This window comes from Haemophilus haemolyticus, assembly GCF_003490935.1.
GTDB lineage: Bacteria > Pseudomonadota > Gammaproteobacteria > Enterobacterales > Pasteurellaceae > Haemophilus > Haemophilus haemolyticus_M.
On the sequence record NZ_QQGD01000008.1, the window covers coordinates 23,944 to 41,737 of the forward strand.

13 protein-coding genes are annotated in these 17,794 nt (G+C 40.6%); 9 read left to right on the forward strand and 4 right to left on the reverse strand.

Features of this window, described 5'->3' with window-relative positions:
• Positions 1-92: 92 nt before the first annotated feature.
• Positions 93-188 (reverse strand): methionine/alanine import family NSS transporter small subunit, encoded by a 96-nt coding sequence (locus tag DV417_RS08575; protein WP_005629210.1) that lies wholly within the window; start codon positions 186-188, stop codon positions 93-95.
• A 1-nt stretch (position 189) separates the two neighbouring features.
• Complete coding sequence (locus tag DV417_RS08580; RefSeq protein ID WP_065249276.1) at positions 190-1,716, reverse strand: sodium-dependent transporter; 1,527 nt, start codon at positions 1,714-1,716, stop codon at positions 190-192.
• A gap of 245 nt (positions 1,717-1,961) precedes the next feature.
• Here DV417_RS08580 and ilvG point away from each other — a divergent pair, with 245 nt between their 5' ends.
• The 5 genes from ilvG (at position 1,962) to ilvA (ending at position 8,018) form a co-directional block, all read left to right on the forward strand.
• Positions 1,962-3,620: an acetolactate synthase 2 catalytic subunit gene (gene ilvG, locus DV417_RS08585; protein WP_118879386.1), complete on the forward strand. Its 1,659-nt coding sequence runs from the start codon at positions 1,962-1,964 to the stop codon at positions 3,618-3,620.
• Positions 3,620-3,838, forward strand: coding sequence for an acetolactate synthase 2 small subunit (gene ilvM, locus DV417_RS08590; RefSeq protein ID WP_118861848.1), 219 nt, complete (start codon positions 3,620-3,622; stop codon positions 3,836-3,838). The genes ilvG and ilvM overlap by 1 nt, the downstream gene beginning before the upstream one ends.
• A 267-nt stretch (positions 3,839-4,105) precedes the next feature.
• Positions 4,106-5,944: a dihydroxy-acid dehydratase gene (gene ilvD, locus DV417_RS08595; RefSeq protein ID WP_118879387.1), complete on the forward strand. Its 1,839-nt coding sequence runs from the start codon at positions 4,106-4,108 to the stop codon at positions 5,942-5,944.
• Positions 5,945-6,042: 98 nt separating this feature from the next.
• Positions 6,043-6,480 carry a hypothetical protein gene (locus tag DV417_RS08600; RefSeq protein WP_065246380.1) on the forward strand — a complete coding sequence of 146 codons (438 nt, stop codon included), beginning with the start codon at positions 6,043-6,045 and terminating at the stop codon, positions 6,478-6,480.
• On the forward strand, positions 6,477-8,018 hold the full coding sequence (gene ilvA, locus DV417_RS08605; RefSeq protein ID WP_118879388.1) for a threonine ammonia-lyase, biosynthetic: 1,542 nt from the start codon (positions 6,477-6,479) through the stop codon (positions 8,016-8,018). The genes DV417_RS08600 and ilvA overlap by 4 nt, the downstream gene beginning before the upstream one ends.
• 38 nt (positions 8,019-8,056) lie before the next feature.
• Here ilvA and dnaE read toward each other — a convergent pair whose 3' ends face one another.
• Positions 8,057-11,536, reverse strand: coding sequence for a DNA polymerase III subunit alpha (gene dnaE / locus DV417_RS08610; protein ID WP_118808846.1), 3,480 nt, complete (start codon positions 11,534-11,536; stop codon positions 8,057-8,059).
• 235 nt (positions 11,537-11,771) lie between these two features.
• On the opposite strand from dnaE, the gene DV417_RS08615 reads away from it, so the two are divergent.
• Positions 11,772-13,424 (forward strand): phospho-sugar mutase, encoded by a 1,653-nt coding sequence (locus tag DV417_RS08615; protein ID WP_118879389.1) that lies wholly within the window; start codon positions 11,772-11,774, stop codon positions 13,422-13,424.
• Between the two features lie 63 nt (positions 13,425-13,487).
• On the opposite strand, the gene ilvC is transcribed toward DV417_RS08615, so the two are convergent.
• Positions 13,488-14,966, reverse strand: coding sequence for a ketol-acid reductoisomerase (ilvC, locus tag DV417_RS08620; RefSeq protein ID WP_118879390.1), 1,479 nt, complete (start codon positions 14,964-14,966; stop codon positions 13,488-13,490).
• Between the two features lie 686 nt (positions 14,967-15,652).
• Between ilvC and ilvY the strand changes: the two genes are divergently transcribed.
• From ilvY to glpE, 3 genes are read left to right on the forward strand one after another with little or no spacing between them, the layout of a single operon-like run.
• On the forward strand, positions 15,653-16,531 hold the full coding sequence (gene ilvY / locus DV417_RS08630) for an HTH-type transcriptional activator IlvY (RefSeq protein ID WP_118879391.1): 879 nt from the start codon (positions 15,653-15,655) through the stop codon (positions 16,529-16,531).
• Positions 16,532-16,562: 31 nt separating this feature from the next.
• Positions 16,563-17,441 carry an EamA family transporter RarD gene (gene rarD, locus DV417_RS08635; RefSeq protein WP_118879392.1) on the forward strand — a complete coding sequence of 293 codons (879 nt, stop codon included), beginning with the start codon at positions 16,563-16,565 and terminating at the stop codon, positions 17,439-17,441.
• The gene (gene glpE, locus DV417_RS08640) at positions 17,442-17,759 is read left to right on the forward strand and encodes a thiosulfate sulfurtransferase GlpE (protein ID WP_065249287.1); all 318 of its coding nucleotides are present in this window, start codon (positions 17,442-17,444) and stop codon (positions 17,757-17,759) included.
• Positions 17,760-17,794 lie beyond the last annotated feature (35 nt).

A 17,794-nucleotide genomic window follows, 5' to 3' on the forward strand; every position in this document is an offset into this window, starting at 1 on the left:
TCGAATAATGTTTGTTAATAATCTACACCTTAATCAATTGGTTATTTAGCCAAAATTTTTGGGGACAGATCAAAGTGCGGTCAGATTTATGATTATTCTTCTTTTGGTAATCGAATTAGGGCGTAAACCAATCCACCCCATACCAAAGCGAGAGACACGATCATCATAATAATTGCACCAGTACTCATTTTATTCTCCTTTAGTTTCATCAATGGTTAACTTGGTGTCGCTTTTCCATTTTAAGCGAGAAAGGAAGAACGCCACGACAAGTAAGCTAATAGACATTCCCCAGCCAAAGGTATTTACGAACCAGCTTGGGTAACCTTCATAACCTTCAGAGAAGACTTTTGCTCCTTCACTGAAAAGCATGAATGCTAAAACACCACTCGTTAATACAATGCATAAACGCCAGAAGAAACCTACTTTGAAAGATGAAGTTTCATTTAAGTGATTACCCAATAAACCCAGTTTTTCATTTGCTACAATCGCAATTAAAGAAGCAAATGCCACGGCAACGATACCGAAATAGTTCACGAATTTATCGAACACATCTAACATTGGTAAACCTGTTGTCGTGCCGAATAAGATGACAGAAACTAACATCATTGGTACACCCACGATAAACGTTACTTTCCCACGACTAATACGAATTTTATCTTGAATTGCGGAAATAATTACCTCAATTACTGAGATAAATGAAGTTAATGCCGCAAAGGTTAATGATCCAAAGAACAATACGCCTAGCACTTCACCAAATGGTGCTTTGTTGATGATGGTTGGGAACGCAAAAAATGCTAAACCAATTCCGCCTTTTGCCACTTCGCTCACTTCTTGACCTTGCGCAGTAGCAATAAAACCTAATGCTGCAAATACGCCGATACCCGCTAATACTTCAAAGCTACTGTTAGCAAAACCTACAACCAAGCCGCTACCAGTCAAATCGGATTCTTTTTTAAGATAAGAGGCGTAAGTCACCATAATCCCAAAGCCGATAGAAAGAGAGAAGAAGATTTGCCCATAGGCCGCAATCCACACACTTGGATTAGAAAGTTTCGACCAATCTGGCGTAAATAATGCATCTAAACCTTTTGCCGCACCTGGTAAGAATAAGGAATAAATCACAAGCGCCATAAACATTACAACGAGCACTGGCATTAATACAGAAGATGCTTTAGCAATCCCTTTTTGAACGCCCATAGACAGCACGCCTAACGCAACAATCCACATCGCAATCAATGGGCCAGTTACCATACCGACAAATTCAAAACTCACACCGTTTTTAATGTCGCCCATTTTTAAGAATTCACCGATGAAGAAATCAATTGGTTTATCGCCCCATGCTCCAGTGAAAGAAAAGTATGTGTAGCTTGCCGCCCAGCCTAATACCACGGCGTAATATAGTCCGATGATGACATTCACCATCATTTGCCACCAACCAAATACCTCAAAGTGCGGGCTAACACGGCGATAAGAAAGTGGTGCACCACCACGATTACGGTGGCCAATTGCATAATCTAAAAATAAAAGAGGAATCCCTGCGGTTAACAACGCGATAAGGTAAGGGATGATAAATGCTCCACCACCATTTTCATAAGTGGTATAAGGGAAACGCCAAATATTACCAAGACCGACGGCCGAACCAATCGCGGCCATAATAAATGCACGACGACCAGAAAAAGTCTCACGCTTTTGCGCTTTTTGGGCTGAGTGCGCCATAAATTATCCTATATAAAAAAATGAAAGGAGTTTCAATATAATGAAATCTAATCATCAGTCAATAAATAAGCACAAAGAGCGGTAAAAATTCACGGATTTTTTAATAAAAAGAACATAAACATTCAAAACAAGCCAATTTTCACCGCACTTTTTTCGTTTTTTTCGCGCTAAACCCTACCAATGACTCGAAATTTCGCTACAATGCTGAACTTGTCCCAAAATAAAAACAACAGGAAACAAACACAATGACAGGTGCACAACTCATCATGGAGTGCCTGAAAGCACACCACGTCACGACTCTTTTCGGCTATCCAGGCGGCGCAATCATGCCAACCTACGATGCCCTTTATGACGCAGGCTTAGATCACTTACTTTGTCGTAATGAACAAGGGGCTGCCATCGCAGCGATTGGTTATGCTCGCTCCACAGGAAAAGTGGGCGTATGTATTGCAACATCAGGCCCTGGCGCAACCAATTTAGTCACAGGATTAGGCGATGCCATGATGGACTCCATTCCAGTTGTAGCCATTACCGGTCAAGTTTCCTCTCCATTAATCGGCACGGATGCGTTCCAAGAAGCGGATGTTCTAGGACTTTCTCTTGCTTGCACTAAACACAGCTTTATCGTGCAAAGTGCGGATGAATTAGCCGATGTTTTTGCGGAAGCCTTTGAAATTGCCCAAAGCGGACGTCCTGGCCCCGTTCTTATTGATGTGCCTCGTGATATTCAAGTTGGTAAAGTACCTGTAAATATAAAAGCCTACGTTAAAACACCAGAAAAACCGACCGCACTTTCAGTAGATAAACTCGCTGAAGCAAAAGAATTATTAAAAAATGCTAAAAAACCGGTGCTTTATGTGGGTGGCGGCGTTGGTATGGCGAAGGCTATTCCTGCCTTACGCGAATTTTTAACCCAGACCCAAATGCCATCCGTCTCAACGTTAAAAGGTTTAGGTGCAATTGATCCAAACGATGATGTGTATATGGGAATGATTGGTATGCATGGTACGAAAGCTGCTAATTTTGCCGTGCAAGAAAGTGATTTATTACTCGTATGCGGTGCTCGTTTTGACGATCGTGTAACAGGTAAACTCGATACCTTTGCTCCTCACGCTAAAGTGATTCATTGTGATATTGATGCAGCGGAAATTCATAAATTACGCCGTGCAGATGTTGCCCTACAAGGGGATTTAATCCAAGCACTTAATACACTCAAACAAGAGCTTGATATTGAACCTTGGCGTGAACAAATCAGAAATTTCAAAGCAAAATTAGATTTCACTTATGTTGAAAATCAAGGCAATCGCCCGATTGATCCTTGGGCATTACTCAACACCCTATCTAATCGCAAACCAGATAATGCGGTAATTTGTACCGATGTAGGTCAGCATCAAATGTGGTCAGCGCAACATATGAAGCATTTTTCGCCAGAGAACTACATTACTTCGGCAGGTTTCGGCACAATGGGCTTTGGCTTACCCGCTGCTGTGGGGGCAAAAAAAGCACGCCTACAAGATGAAGTCATTTTAGTTACCGGTGATGGCTCACTCATGATGAATATCCAAGAATTGGGTTCAATCAAACGTGGCAATTTACCGGTAAAAATTTTGCTACTGGATAACCAACGCTTAGGTATGGTTCGCCAATGGCAGGATTTATTCTGGAATAAACGTCGCAGTGAAACGATTTTAGACGACAACCCAGATTTTGTGATGCTCGCTAATGCGTTCGGTATTCCTGCAGAACGTATTGAGTCAGCCGATGATGTGAATGCAGCACTCAACCGATTATTAAACAGCAAAACAGCCTATTTATTACAAGTATGCATTCCACCTGATGAATGTGTATGGCCACTTGTTCCACCGGGGGCATGTAACGCGGATATGGTAGAGGAGATGAACTAATGAATGAATATAAACTTGAACTCGTCGCTCGCCATCGTCCAGAAGTATTAGAACGCATTTTACGCGTAGCACGTCACCGCGGGTTTACCGTTACAACAATGGACATGACACTAATTGAAACCCAAGTGCGGTTAAAAATCACCGTAAAATCTGACCGCACTTTAGATCTATTGGTTAATCAGTTGGTTAAGCTGCCAGATGTTTTAATGGTTAATTAAGAATATTTTATCAAATAATTTCTTCGACTTTTCTTCTGCCAAATCTCCCCTTCCCCTCTTTGCTAAAGAGGGGATTGAATTGAGATAAATTTAAGTATTAGTGTTGAACTTTAACAACACTAGAATGTGAATGAAGCAATGGTTATCCACTTACTAAAGAAATTCTCCCTCTTTAGCAAAGAGGGGAAGGGGAGATTTGGCAGTCTCAATTAACGAAGAAATTAATCACACAAACAAACCCTAAAATTTTACTCGGAGAGATTATTTATGCCAAAACTACGTTCAGCGACCAGTACACAAGGTCGTAATATGGCAGGTGCACGTGCCTTATGGCGTGCAACAGGGATGAAAGAAAATGACTTTGGTAAACCGATTATTGCGGTGGTGAACTCTTTCACCCAATTTGTGCCTGGGCATGTGCATTTAAAAGATATGGGACAGCTTGTTGCTGCTGAAATTGAAAAAGCGGGCGGCGTAGCAAAAGAATTTAACACTATTGCGGTGGATGATGGTATCGCGATGGGACACGGCGGGATGCTTTATTCTTTACCAAGCCGTGATTTAATCGCTGATAGCGTGGAATATATGGTCAATGCGCACTGTGCTGATGCGATGGTGTGTATTTCCAACTGTGACAAAATCACCCCAGGAATGTTAATGGCGGCAATGCGTTTAAATATTCCAACTATCTTCGTTTCAGGCGGCCCAATGGAAGCGGGTAAAACTAAACTTTCTGATCAATTAATCCGCTTAGATTTAGTGGATGCGATGATTGAAGCAGCCGATCCGAATGTGTCAGATGAACGCATTGATGCTATTGAACGTAGCGCTTGCCCAACCTGTGGTTCTTGTTCTGGCATGTTTACCGCAAACTCCATGAACTGCTTAACTGAAGCCTTAGGTTTATCTTTACCAGGCAATGGTTCTATGTTAGCCACTCACGCAGACCGCAAAGAATTATTCTTAAAAGCGGGCCGTCAAATTGTCGAACTTTGCAAACGTTATTACGAACAAGATGATGCAAGCGTATTACCTCGTTCAATCGGTACTTTTGATGCCTTTGAAAATGCAATGAGCCTCGATATCGCAATGGGGGGTTCAAGCAACACGGTTTTACACTTATTAGCAGCAGCACAAGAAGCCGGCGTAGATTTTAAAATGGAAGATATTGACCGTTTATCCCGCAAAGTACCTTGTTTAAGCAAAATTGCACCAAACACCAATAAATACCACATGGAAGACGTACACCGTGCAGGCGGTATTATGGGATTGTTAGGTGAATTAGATCGCGCTGGATTAATTCATAAAAATACACACACCGTGCTTGGAATGAGCATGGGAGAACAACTAGACCAATACGATATTATTCGCAATCAAGATGAAGAATTACATAAATTCTTCCGTGCAGGCCCTGCAGGCATCCGCACAACTCAAGCATTCTCACAAGATTGTCGCTGGGATACCGTCGATAATGATCGTGTAAACGGTTGTATTCGCAATAAAGAAAATGCGATCTCGCAAGAAGGTGGCTTAGCCGTATTATTCGGTAATCTCGCTGAAGACGGATGTATCGTTAAAACTGCAGGCGTAGATGAATCTATTTGGAAATTCACCGGCCGTGCAATCGTATTTGAAAGCCAAGAAGATGCGGTTGCAGGCATTTTAGGTGGCAAAGTCAAAGAAGGCCATGTCGTTGTTATCCGTTACGAAGGTCCTAAAGGCGGACCAGGTATGCAAGAAATGTTATACCCAACCAGTTACTTAAAATCGATGGGCTTGGGCAAAAAATGTGCTTTATTAACGGATGGTCGTTTCTCTGGTGGTACATCAGGCTTGTCTATTGGACACGCATCACCAGAAGCTGCTTCTGGCGGTGCAATCGGCTTAGTACGCGATGGCGATATTATCAACATTGATATTCCAAACCGAGCAATTAACTTAGAAATCAGTAATGAAGAACTCACAGCACGCAGAGCTGAACAAGATCAAAAAGGTTGGCAACCAGCTCACCGTGAACGTGAAGTCTCTTTCGCATTGAAAGTATTCGGTCACTTCGCGACCTCAGCGGACAAAGGTGCGGTACGCGATAAAACATTGTTAAAATAATTTAACAAGATGGCGCGCGTTTCTAACGCGTGCCTTTTGTTATAGGCAAAGTGCGGTCATTTTTCTACGTGTTTTGAAATAAATATAGGAAGATTCTAATGGGATTTCTCGATTTTTTTAAGAAAAAAGAAATAGTTGGGATTGGTACATCATCTTATAACAAAAAGTTAATTGATGTTTGGAAAGATAGCATTAATGGAAATGAGAAGTCTTGGGTGCTGTTTGAAAATGGAACTTGCGTTATTTTACTTGAACCCGAAGAAGATTTAGCAAAACAAGCTAAAAAATTATTAAGTGAATGGGGAAAAGTTCAAGTAGCTACATCGTCAGCAGATTTTGGTGTTATCCATTTGGATAATGGCAAAGGATATGCTGTTTCATGCCATCATCCCGAAATTTTTACGTTAGTTTTAAAACAAGATGGATTAGATGAAGATTTCAAAATAGGTATTGAAGGTCGCTCTAACCGAAATTATGATGCCGAAGGGCTCAATATCATTCATATCGAAGATAAACGAATAAAAGAAATACTATGAAAAACCTACTCACCAATCCTCAACCTTCTCAATCAGATTATATCAATGCCATTGTTAAACTTGGTTCGCGCGTATATGAAGCTGCGCAAGTGACCCCTTTACAAAAAATGGGAAAACTTTCTGAACGACTGCACAATAATATCTGGATTAAACGTGAAGACCGTCAGCCAGTAAATAGTTTTAAACTACGCGGTGCTTACGCAATGATTTCTAGCCTTTCAGCAGAACAAAAAGAAGCAGGAGTGATAGCGGCATCTGCGGGTAACCATGCACAAGGCGTGGCATTATCAGCGAAACAATTAGGCTTAAAAGCATTGATCGTCATGCCACAAAACACCCCAAGCATTAAAGTGGATGCTGTGCGTGGTTTTGGTGGTGAGGTATTGTTGCACGGTGCTAATTTCGATGAAGCCAAAGCAAAAGCGATTGAGCTTTCAAAAGAAAAAAATATGACATTTATTCCTCCATTCGATCATCCATTAGTGATCGCAGGACAAGGCACATTAGCAATGGAAATACTACAACAAGTGACAGATTTGGATTATGTGTTTGTACAAGTCGGCGGCGGTGGCTTAGCTGCAGGTGTAGCAATTTTGCTTAAGCAATTTATGCCAGAAATTAAAATCATCGGTGTAGAATCAAAGGATTCTGCATGCTTAAAAGCCGCTCTCGATAAAGGTGAACCAACAGATTTAACGCATGTTGGATTATTTGCGGATGGTGTTGCCGTAAAACGCATTGGTGACGAAACATTCCGTCTATGCCAGCAATATCTTGATGATATGGTATTGGTCGATAGTGACGAAGTGTGCGCAGCAATGAAAGATTTGTTTGAGAACGTTCGTGCTGTTGCAGAACCATCAGGTGCATTAGGTTTAGCCGGTTTGAAAAAATATACGAAACAAAACCATATTGAAGGCAAAAATATGGCGGCAATTTTGTCTGGCGCGAACTTGAATTTCCACACATTACGTTATGTATCTGAACGTTGTGAAATCGGTGAAAACCGAGAAGCTTTATTAGCCGTGACCATGCCTGAACAACCAGGTAGTTTCTTAAAATTTGCTTATGTATTAGGTAACCGAGCTGTAACTGAATTCAGTTATCGTTATGCAGATGATAAACGCGCTTGTGTGTTTGTCGGAGTAAGAACTACAAATGAGCAAGAAAAAGCAGACATTATTGCAGACCTCACTAAAAATGGTTTTGATGTTGAGGATATGTCTGATGATGATATTGCGAAAACGCATGTTCGCTATTTAATGGGGGGGCGAGCAGCCAATGATAATGAACGCTTATATACGTTCGAATTCCCAGAGCAAAAAGGTGCGTTATTGAAATTTCTAGAAACCTTGCAAAATCGTTGGAATATTTCATTATTCCACTATCGTGCCCACGGCGCGGACTATGGAAATATCCTTGCTGGGTTCCAAATTGAAGAACGCGAACAAGCAGAATTTGAACAGGCACTTGCCCAACTCAATTATGTTTTTGAAGATGTAACAGAAAGCAAATCTTATCGTTATTTCTTACGTTAATCTTATAAAAAAGGCGTGATATTTTTCACGCCTTTGTATTATTCAAACTCTAATTCCACCGCACTTTCGCCAAGTAAATTCACCAATTCCGTCAGAATTTCATCCGTTGGAATGATCGACCATTGCACGCCCAAACGTAACAACGCACGGCCTTTCGGACTTTGATAATACACGTTAATCGGCAACGTTCCACCACTCACCGGCTCAAGTAATGCTTTAAGTTGTTTAATAAAACTTGGTGTAATTTGATGCTCAGAAAGACTAATAGCTAAGGATTTGACATAACGAGAACGTGCCTCATCTAAGGTCATTAACTCGCGCACCGTCATTTTCAAGCCACCAGAGAAATCATCAAAGCTCACTTGCCCTGAAGCAACAATCACCGTATCTTTTTGCAATTTCTCACCAAATTGTTCTAGACTTTCACCAAATAATGTTAAATCTAAGCGACCTGAACGGTCATCCAATGTAGCAATACCTAGCCGATTGCCTTTTTTCGTCATCGCAATTCTCGATGCCACAACTAGCCCCGCCACAGTGCTAATTTGTCCACGACGATTTGGTGCAAGATCTTTTAAGCGAGTTGAAGTGTAATGAGAAAGTTCTTTCAAATAACGGCTAACAGGATGGCTACTTAAATAAAGCCCCAAGGTTTCTCTCTCACCATCAAGTATTTGTTTTTCGGTATAAGGCGGTGTATTGGCATAGGCATTTTCCACTTCTTCATGGGTTTCTGTCAGCACGCCGAACATATCCGTTTGCCCCATTGCTTCATCTTTCGCATGCTGATCGGAAGCTCTAAGCGCGTCTTCCAAATTCTTAGAAAGTGCGGCGCGATGTGGGCCTAATTTATCAAAGGCGCCCGACATAATTAGGCTTTCAAAGGTACGACGGTTAATTTTTTTCAAATCTACACGAGCGCATAAATCGAATAAATCTTTGAAAATCCCCCCTTCATTTCTTGCCGTCACAAGTGCTTCAATCGGACCTTCTCCCACACCTTTAATCGCGCCAATACCATACACAATTTCACCTTGTTCATTGACGCTAAAATGGTGTTTGCCGATATTAATATCTGGTGGCGTTACTTTTAAGCCCATACGTAAACATTCATCGTATAACCCTACGATTTTATCCGTATTATCCATTTCAGATGTCATCACTGCAGCCATGAATTCCGCAGGGAAATGAGTTTTGAGCCAAAGGGTTTGGTAAGATACCAAGGCATAAGCAGCGGAGTGAGATTTATTAAAACCATAGCCAGCAAATTTTTCCACCAAGTCGAAAATCTTCATGGATAACTCACCATCAACACCGTTTTTCTCTGCACCTTCTTTAAATACAGAGCGCTGTTTTGCCATTTCTTCTGGTTTCTTTTTACCCATTGCTCGACGCAATAAGTCAGCCCCACCCAAGGTATAGCCAGCCAACACCTGCGCAATTTGCATCACTTGTTCTTGGTACAAAATAATACCGTAGGTCGGCTCAAGAATAGGTTTCAAGCTTTCATGTTGATATTCTGCATCTGGGTAAGACACTTCTTCTCGCCCATGTTTACGATCGATAAAGTTATCCACCATGCCTGATTGCAACGGACCAGGACGGAACAATGCCACCAACGCGATGATATCTTCAAAACAGTCCGGTTGCAGGCGCTTAATCAAATCCTTCATTCCGCGCGATTCCAACTGGAACACAGCGGTGGTTTCGGAGCGTTTAAGTAATTCAAAAGATTCAGGATCATCAAGTGGAATGGAGGCAATATCTACTCGAGGCTTGCCTTCACGCTCCATACGAGCATTAATCATATCTAATGCCCATTTAATGATAGTGAGAGTGCGCAAGCCTAGGAAGTCGAATTTCACAAGCCCCGCATATTCCACATCATTTTTATCAAAGTGAGTAACCGGATGTAAGCCTTCATTATCACAATAGAGCGGTGCAAAATCAGTAATTAAGGTTGGCGAAATGACCACGCCACCAGCATGTTTACCTGCATTACGTGTCACGCCTTCCAGCTTACGCGCCATATCAATCAATGCTTGCACTTCTTCATCACTGTCGTAGGCGGTCTGTAATTGTGGTTCGGTTTCAAATGCTTTCGCAAGCGTCATACCAGGATCTGGCGGAATTAATTTTGAAATACGATCAACAAAACCATACGGATGCCCCAGCACTCGTCCTACATCTCGAATAACAGCTTTCGCCGCCATGGTTCCAAAGGTGATAATTTGTGATACAGCGCCACGGCCATAAGTTTCAGCAACGTGCTCAATCACTCGATCGCGACCATCCATACAGAAATCCACGTCGAAATCGGGCATAGACACACGTTCTGGATTTAAGAAACGCTCAAAAAGCAAATCGAATTCTAGCGGATCTAAATCAGTGATTTTTAATGCATAAGCCACTAATGAACCCGCACCAGAACCTCGACCCGGACCAACAGGAATGTCGTTATCTTTCGACCATTGAATAAATTCCATTACGATCAAGAAATAACCTGGAAATCCCATTTGGTTAATCACATCCAACTCAACTTGCAAGCGTTCATCATATTTTGGTCTTTTTTCTAACCGCACTTTTTCATCAGGGAATAAAAAAGCTAAACGTTCTTCCAAACCTTCTTTGGCTTTTTGCACCAAGAAATCTTCTGTACTTAAATCTCCAGTCGGGAATTGAGGCAAGAAATATTGACCAAGGCGCAAAGTCACACTACAACGCTGCGCAATTAATAAGGTATTTTCGAGAGCGGAAGGAATGTCAGCGAATAACTTGCACATTTCCTCTTCGCTGCGGAAATATTGTTGTGGGGTATAACGTTTTGGACGTTTAGGATCGTCTAAAGTATAGCCATCGTGAATCGCTACGCGAATTTCGTGGGCCTCAAAATCATCAGATTTCAAAAACATCACATCGTTCGTCGCGACCAAAGGCAATCCATGACTTTTAGCTAATTTTAATGCTGCTTGGATATAACGTTCTTCATCAGGTCTTCCAGTGCGCGTAAGTGCAAGATAAAAATGATCAGCAAAAAACTCTTGGTAAAAAGCAATCGCACTTTCAATTTCGGCTACGTTTTCTTTCAACAATTTTTTACCTACATCGCCTTGCGTCCCTCCCGATAAAATAATCACGCCCTCGCGATGTTCAATTAACCAATTTTGATCGATATAAGGATAGTCATCGTAACCGCGCTGATAGGCTTTTGAGAGTAATAATGTAATGTTTTTATAGCCTTCGTTATTTTTAGCCAGCAAAGTAAGATCAAAGTATTCATCGCCACACAATGCGCTTTTGACCTTTACATCTGCCCCGATAATTGGCTTCATCCCCGAAGAAAGCATTTCGCCATAAAAACGCACCACACCACAAAAATTAGTAAAATCCGTTAATCCCATAGCAACCATTTCATTGGCAGCACAAGCTTTCACAAGAGGTTTCACTTTGACAATACTGTCGATCATCGAGAAATCTGTGTGCGTGCGAAGATGGACGAAACGAGGTTGGGATGACATTGAAAATCCTTAAAGTGCGGTTAAATTTTGCCGTAAATGTTAAGGCGGTATTATAGCGAATTTTTCAAATAAATGCCTATGCAACAAACGGCTTTCCTAATTCGCTCAGATAACCGATTGCGTGAATAAAAAATGTTAAGTAGATCAAAATTTTGATAATTATCCGTTCCCATTTTGGGTGATTTCGGCTAGTCTAGCAGCGATTTATTTATTTCAAGAGAATAAGGATGATCCTATGACAACTCTTTTTCATGTAGCGCAAAATTGGTTAAACCAAGATCCTGACGCAGAAACTCGTGCAGAATTAACCGCACTTTTAGATGCGGCAAAAGGCGGAGATAAAGCGGCAGAAACAGAATTACATGCGCGTTTTGATGGTCGTTTACAATTTGGTACGGCAGGTTTACGTGGCCGTTTACAAGCTGGCTCAATGGGGATGAACCGAGTGTTAGTTTCTCAAGCTGCTGGCGGTTTAGCGGAATATTTAAAAGGCTACGATAAAGAGCCGTCTATCGTAATTGGTTACGATGGCCGTAAAAACTCTGATGTATTTGCCCGTGACACAGCTGAAATTATGGCCGGTGCAGGCGTAAAAGCTTATTTATTACCACGCAAATTACCGACTCCAGTTTTAGCTTATGCTATCCAATATTTTGATACCACTGCTGGTGTAATGGTAACAGCAAGCCATAACCCACCGGAAGATAATGGCTATAAAGTGTATTTAGGTAAAGCAAATGGCGGCGGTCAAATCGTTTCACCAGCAGATAAAGACATCGCAGCATTAATTGATAAAGTTGCGGCAGGCAATATCCAAGATTTACCACGTAGCGATAATTATGTAGTGTTAAATGATGAAGTGGTAGATGCGTACATTACAAAAACTGCATCATTAGCTAAAGAGCCAGCTTGCGACATTAACTATGTTTATACCGCTATGCACGGTGTGGGTTATGAAGTTTTAAGTAAAACGCTAGCAAAAGCAGGCTTACCACAACCTCACGTAGTCGCAGATCAAGTTTGGCCAGATGGCACATTCCCAACTGTGAATTTCCCAAATCCAGAAGAAAAAGGCGCATTAGATTTAGCAATTAAAGTGGCAAAAGAAAAGAATGCTGAATTTATCATTGCTAATGACCCAGATGCAGACCGTTTAGCCGTTGCGGTGCCTGATGCGCAAGGCAACTGGAAATCACTACACGGCAACGTAGTAGGCTGTTTCTTAGGTTGGTACTTAGCAAAACAATATCAAGGCAAAAAAGGCACATTGGCTTGCTCACTTGTTTCTTCTCCTGCGCTCGCTGAAATTGCAAAAAAATACGGTTTCCAATCAGAAGAAACCTTAACTGGTTTCAAATACATCGGTAAAGTATCTGGCTTATTGTTTGGTTTTGAAGAAGCATTGGGCTATTTAGTTGACCCAGACAAAGTACGCGATAAAGACGGTATTTCTGCGGCAATCGTGTTCTTAGATCTTGTGCGTAACTTGAAAAAACAAGGCAAAACTTTAGCAGATTATGCTGATGAATTTACCAAAGAATTTGGTGCTTATGTGAGTGGACAAATCTCTATTCGAGTAAGCGATCTTTCAGAAATTGGAAAATTAATGACCGCACTTCGTAACAATCCACCAGCAGAAATCGCTGGCGTGAAAGTGGCACAATTTATCGACCATACTAAAACAGATCGTCAAAGCGATATCCTTGTATTTAACTTGGAAAATGGCGGACGCTTAATTGCTCGTCCTTCAGGTACTGAACCAAAAATTAAATTCTACTTGGATGCGCGTGGCAAAGATCCAAAAGATGCAGATCGCGTATTAGCAGAATTTGATGAAGGTGTTCGTCACATTCTTCGCCAAGATTCTTATGGCAAACAAGATTGCTAATTGCTTCTAAAAATAACAATCCGCACTTTTTACATGCGGATTGTTATTTGGTTTAATTCAGCACTAACCTGCAACGGCGATACGTTTCATATCAGTCATATAACCACGTAATTCTTGACCGATTAATTCAACAGGGTGGTTACGAATTGCATCGTTTACATCGCGTAAGGTGATGTTGTCGATTTCCACTGCTGGAGTTGGCTCGCCCAAGTCACCTTTTTGAAGGTTAGGGATAATTTCTTTTGCAAGAATTGGGGTCGCTACGTTAGAGAATAAGTAGTTACCATATTCTGCAGTATCTGAAATTACCACGTTCATTTCGTATAAGCGTTTACGAGCGATGGTGTTCGCAATTAATGGTAATTCGTGAAGTGATTCGTAGTAAGCTGATTCTTCATAAATACCGCTTGCAACCATAGCTTCAAAAGCTAATTCCACGCCAGCTTTCACCATTGCGATCATTAATACGCCGTTATCAAAGTATTCTTGTTCACTAATTTTGCCATCATATTTTGGTGCATTTTCAAAGGCTGTTTTACCCGTTGCTTCACGCCATGCGAATAAGTCTTTATCACCATTTGCCCAGTCAGCCATCATTGTTGCAGAGAAGTGACCGCTGATGATGTCATCCATATGTTTGTAATATAAGAAACCAAGGCTTTCTTTGATTTGTTCAGCAAGTTCAAATGCACGTAATTTTGCGCTGTTTGATAGGCGATCCATCATTAATGTGATACCACCTTGTTTTAATGCCTCGGTAATGGTTTCCCAACCGTATTGGATTAATTTACCTGCGTATGCTGGATCTTTACCGTCTGCCACTAATTTGTCATAACATACGATAGAACCTGCTTGTAACATACCGCAAAGGATAGTTTGCTCACCCATTAAGTCAGATTTTACTTCTGCCACGAATGAAGACTCTAAAACACCCGCTTTATGACCGCCAGTTGCAGCAGCCCAAGCTTTTGCGATCGCCATGCCTTCGCCTTTCGGGTCATTTTCAGGGTGAACTGCGATTAATGTTGGCACACCGAAACCACGTTTGTATTCTTCACGTACTTCAGTACCTGGACATTTTGGTGCAACCATCACAACTGTAATGTCTTTACGAATTTGTTCACCTACTTCAACAATGTTGAAACCGTGTGAATAACCAAATGCAGAGTCTTTTTTCATTAAAGGCATCACATCAGCAACCACTTTAGAGTGTTGTTTGTCTGGCGTTAAGTTTACGACTAAATCTGCAGTTGGAATTAATTCTTCATAAGTACCAACTTTAAAACCATTTTCAGTTGCACGTTGGAATGACGCACGTTTTTCTGCAATCGCTTCAGGGCGTAAGGCATAGCTAATATCTAAGCCAGAATCACGCATATTCAAACCTTGGTTTAAACCTTGCGCACCACAGCCTATGATAACGATTTTTTTGCCTTTTAAGAAGTTTGCTTCATCTGCAAATTCTTCGCGATCCATAAAACGACAACGACCTAGTTGGTCTAATTTTTGACGTAAATTTAATGTGTTGAAATAGTTAGCCATTTTTTGTCCTTAATTGTGTAAGGTTGATAATTGTATGATGTTGTGTTTGCATATTTTTTTGTTGTGGTTTGATTATAGGATTTTTTGTTGTTGCGTAAAGTGATATTATGGGAATGTAATGTTGCGATTTATGCAATTATTTTATTTTTTGTGAATTGCATCGTATTTCGCTCGATGAGCGACCTACTTTTTCTTTGCTTGTGCAAAGTAAAAGTAGGCAAAAAGAAAGCACACCCTGCTTTGCCTTATTTCCTGAAAAATTGAAAATTTGCTTAACGGAAATTTTCTGAACTCGCTGTGCTCAAACAGACGAAAATTTCCTACAAATTTCCAATTTTTCAGGCGGTAAAGAAGGGAAAATATTTTATTCTTTCTTTGATTTAAAGTGCGGTTAAAAATTGAATATTTTTCATTATAAAAACAATCTTATAATCAACTTCACTTTCAAATAATGTGCTAATACATCTTAAGCCCCATATAAATCGCCTTTGTGACTTTCAATTTTTAGGCAATTTTCGTTTGTTTGAGCGCAGTGAGTTTAGAAAATTACCGTAAAGAAAATTGAAATAAAGCAAAGATCAGCGATTTAACTGGGGTGTATTTTTTTGCTTACTTTCTTTTGTACAAGCAAAAGAAAGTAAGTCGCCGTCAGGCGAAACCCTGACTTAAATAAAATAGATATTATTATGGACTTCAACGATCTCAACTTATTCATCAAATTATCAGAAACCCAAAACTTCGCCAAAACCGCCACCCAAAACCACATGTCCCCCTCTACGCTTTCCCGTCAAATTCAACGATTGGAAGACGAGTTAGGGAAGACACTTTTTATCCGTGATAATCGCCAAGTTAAACTCACTGAATATGGCGAGAAATTTTTGCAATTTGCTAAAACAGAATGGCAAAGCTGGCAACAATTTAAACAACAACTGAAAGATGAATCTGATGAACTTTGCGGTGAAATTAAACTTTTTTGCTCTGTAACCGCATCTTATAGCCATCTTCCGCACGTACTTAAAGAATTTCGCCAGCGTTATCCTAAAGTGGAAATTCAGCTGACGACGGGTGATCCAGCGCTTGCTTTAGAGTTGATTCAAACGCAACAAGTTGACCTCGCTATTGCGGGTAAGCCGAATAATCTGCCATCCAGTGTGGTATTTCATAAAATTGATGATATTAGCTTATCTTTAATTGCACCGCGTGTGGCTTGTTTGGCGACACAATTACTGCAGGAAAACCCCATTAATTGGCAGCAAATGCCTTTTATTTTCCCTGTTGAAGGGCATGCTCGGCAACGGATTGAACAATGGCTGCGGGAGAAACAGATTAAACACCCGAAAATTTATGCTACCGTTGCGGGGCATGAAGGGATTGTTCCCATGGTGGGATTGGGGTTCGGATTAGCGATGTTACCCGATGCAGTAATTGACAATAGCCCAATGAATAACCAAATTTCCAGACTTAATCTCGATAAACCTATTGAGCCTTTTGAATTGGTTATTTGTACCCAAAAAAGGAATCTCGAACAACCCTTAATCCGTGCATTTTGGGCGATGTTAGAATAGAATGATTGGCTGTTTAGAATAAGGATTTCTTATGTTTAAAGGTGTTCTCGTTTCATTACTTGCCTCATTTTTATTTGGCTATATGTATTATTTTTCTACGTTACTCAAACCTTTGAGTGGTACGGAGATTTTTGGTTATCGGATGATTTTTACGTTTCCCTTTGTTGTCCTTTCCGTGTTTATGTTTAAGCAGAAAAATGCGTTGATGCATCGCTTAAAACTCATCAAAAAACAACCGCACTTGGCATTGCCCTATCTTTTTTGCGGCTTATTGATGGGTTTTCAAATGTGGCTTTTTCTTTGGGCGCCGAATAATGGCAGTTCATTGACCGTGTCTTTTGGTTATTTGCTTTTGCCAATTGTGATGGTGGCAGCTGGTCGATTAATTTTTAAAGAACGCATTTCAACATTCAAATTTATTGCAGTCGTAATTGCCGCATTGGGTGTGATTTCTAATATCGTGCTAAAAGGTGGGCTTTCTTGGGAAGCTATTGTGATTTGTGTTGGCTATACCACCTATTTTTCCGTTCGAAAAGCATTAAAAAATAGTGATCTCGCCTCTTTTTGCTTAGAGATATTAAGTCTAATCCCAATTAGCATTTATTTTGCCTTGCAAACGGATTTCGCTGTGGTTGAGCAAAGTAATCCTAATATTTGGGGACTGCTTGTGTTGCTTGGATTAATTAGCGGCACGGCATTGATTGCTTATGTGATCGCTAGCAATATGCTACCAATGAATTTGCTTGGCCTACTTGGCTATGTGGAAACTATTATGATGATTTTCGTATCGTTTTTTATCGGTGAACAAATTGACGCCGAAAGTTACCCGCTTTTTATTTGTTTAGTGCTCGCTATGATTCTTGTTGTGATTGATGGTGTGTACAAACAGCACGCAAAAGGAAGTTTATAAATGTCATTTAAAGAAATTACACCACAACAAGCATGGGAAATGGTTCAACAAGGTGCGGTATTAGCCGATATTCGCGATGATGCTCGATTTACACACTCGCATCCTAAAGGTGCTTTTCATTTAACGAACCAAAGTTTTTTGCAATTTGAAGAATTAGTAGATTTTGACTCCCCCATTATTGTGAGTTGCTATCATGGCGTGAGCAGTAAAAATGTAGCGACCTTTCTAGTGGAGCAAGGCTATGAAAATGTGTTTAGTATTATTGGTGGATTTGATGGCTGGGAGAAAGCAAATTTACCAGTAGAAAGAGAATATTAATTTAAATTGTAAAAATATATTGAATTAAGAATTTT

What these genes read in the sequence shown, in the direction of transcription:
- ilvA (WP_118879388.1), top strand. Translation starts at nt 6,477, where the DNA reads ATGAAAAACCTACTCACCAATCCTCAACCTTCTCAATCAGATTATATC.
- DV417_RS08575 (WP_005629210.1), bottom strand. Translation starts at nt 188, where the DNA reads ATGAGTACTGGTGCAATTATTATGATGATCGTGTCTCTCGCTTTGGTA.
- glpE (WP_065249287.1), top strand. Translation starts at nt 17,442, where the DNA reads ATGTCATTTAAAGAAATTACACCACAACAAGCATGGGAAATGGTTCAA.
- dnaE (WP_118808846.1), bottom strand. Translation starts at nt 11,536, where the DNA reads ATGTCATCCCAACCTCGTTTCGTCCATCTTCGCACGCACACAGATTTC.
- ilvY (WP_118879391.1), top strand. Translation starts at nt 15,653, where the DNA reads ATGGACTTCAACGATCTCAACTTATTCATCAAATTATCAGAAACCCAA.
- ilvD (WP_118879387.1), top strand. Translation starts at nt 4,106, where the DNA reads ATGCCAAAACTACGTTCAGCGACCAGTACACAAGGTCGTAATATGGCA.
- ilvG (WP_118879386.1), top strand. Translation starts at nt 1,962, where the DNA reads ATGACAGGTGCACAACTCATCATGGAGTGCCTGAAAGCACACCACGTC.
- ilvC (WP_118879390.1), bottom strand. Translation starts at nt 14,966, where the DNA reads ATGGCTAACTATTTCAACACATTAAATTTACGTCAAAAATTAGACCAA.
- DV417_RS08600 (WP_065246380.1), top strand. Translation starts at nt 6,043, where the DNA reads ATGGGATTTCTCGATTTTTTTAAGAAAAAAGAAATAGTTGGGATTGGT.
- DV417_RS08615 (WP_118879389.1), top strand. Translation starts at nt 11,772, where the DNA reads ATGACAACTCTTTTTCATGTAGCGCAAAATTGGTTAAACCAAGATCCT.
- rarD (WP_118879392.1), top strand. Translation starts at nt 16,563, where the DNA reads ATGTTTAAAGGTGTTCTCGTTTCATTACTTGCCTCATTTTTATTTGGC.
- ilvM (WP_118861848.1), top strand. Translation starts at nt 3,620, where the DNA reads ATGAATGAATATAAACTTGAACTCGTCGCTCGCCATCGTCCAGAAGTA.
- DV417_RS08580 (WP_065249276.1), bottom strand. Translation starts at nt 1,716, where the DNA reads ATGGCGCACTCAGCCCAAAAAGCGCAAAAGCGTGAGACTTTTTCTGGT.